General features: G+C 62.3%; 1 protein-coding gene. It reads left to right on the top strand.

Translation table 11 applies throughout. The features are described 5' to 3' along the window. Positions 1 to 271: 271 nt before the first annotated feature. Positions 272 to 1,356, top strand: a 1,085-nt coding sequence (locus tag JGU66_36300; protein ID MBJ6766238.1) for a class I SAM-dependent methyltransferase, incomplete at its 3' end; no start/stop codon positions are given.

The following is a 1,356-nucleotide window of genomic DNA, read 5'->3' on the forward strand; positions in this document are numbered from 1 at the left end:
TCTTCGCCAAGTCCCTGCTGAACACCGAGACCTCGAGGCTGAAGGATGTCCTCGCGACCACGGAGGCTCCGGCGCGCGGCCCCGCCACGGTGACAGGCTTGTGTGACACGGGATGGCACACAAAGGGGCTCAAGCTTTCCCGGCACAGTCGAACTCACACTTTAACCCAGTGTTCACTGGCGAACACCTGCCCTGGAAGGCGACCCTGAAACGGAAAAGGGCATTCCAATACTCAGCGCACTCATATCCCAGACACTGCGTGAGCCCGCCCATGCACATCGCCGCACCCCATTCCTGCAAGACCGTCTCCGACCAAAAATGGAGCCTGAGCACGTTCATGGAGTTCTATGACCGTGTCCTGGGACCCAAGCTCTTCGAGCCCTATGGGGAGTTGCTCGTGCGAGAGATTCGAAAGGATCTCCACCCGGAGCGGCCCGTCTCGAGCATCCTCGAGGTCGCCTGTGGCACGGGCCGCATCACGACCTACCTCTACAGGGACCTGGCCAAGCCGCTGAACCTGCAACTGGTCGCGACGGATCTCTCCAGGGCCGCCATCGACGTGTGCAAGAGCGTGGTCGGAGATGAGATCAACCAGAACGTCGCCTTCCACGCCGACGTCGACATGGCCGACCTGCCATTCGGCAATGACAGCTTCGACCTCATCGTCTGCGGCTTTGGCCTGATGTTCCCCCCCGACAAGGCGAGGATTGCCCGGGAGTTCAAGCGAGTGCTCCGCCCAGGCGGGCGAATCTTCGGCACGGTCTTCCACTACAACGAGCTGTTCGATCTGGCCCGACAGGAGTCTCAGCGGCTCTTCGGCGCGCCATCTGCCGTCCTGGACAAGGCACTCAGCCTGACCGACCCCACGGCGATCACCAGCGCGTTCACCTTGGAGGGGCTCGGCCGAGGCGTCGCCGAAATCGCGACCTCGTGCCCCCTCTCCTTCTTCCTAGGAGACCAGGACGCACGAGAGTTCCTCTTCAATACCTGTATCTTGTTGGAAGAGTTCAATCAATCCGACACACCCACCCGGGAGGCCTACCTCGACACCATTCTCGGCGAAATGCATTTGCGCGTCCCAACCCGGAACTATCAAGTCAAAGCCTGGCTCCTGCGCGGGGCGGTCGACCAGGAGAGCAAGGAGAACGTCGCCGTCACCGCGCTACCGGACTTCGACGCGTTGAGTTCGTTTTGCGCGATGGCGCCAGAGTTGGTCGACGGTCGTGGCATGCAAAGGAGCCCCCAGTTCGAGCACCCCGTCGCCCGGAGCTATCGCGCACTGAAGTCGGGCTTCCTGGCCGACCATCCCGAGTACGTGGAGGACGAGGTCGAGGCACTGCGGCGCGCGGAGTTCTC

It is taken from the genome of Myxococcaceae bacterium JPH2, assembly GCA_016458225.1.
Lineage (GTDB): Bacteria > Myxococcota > Myxococcia > Myxococcales > Myxococcaceae > Citreicoccus.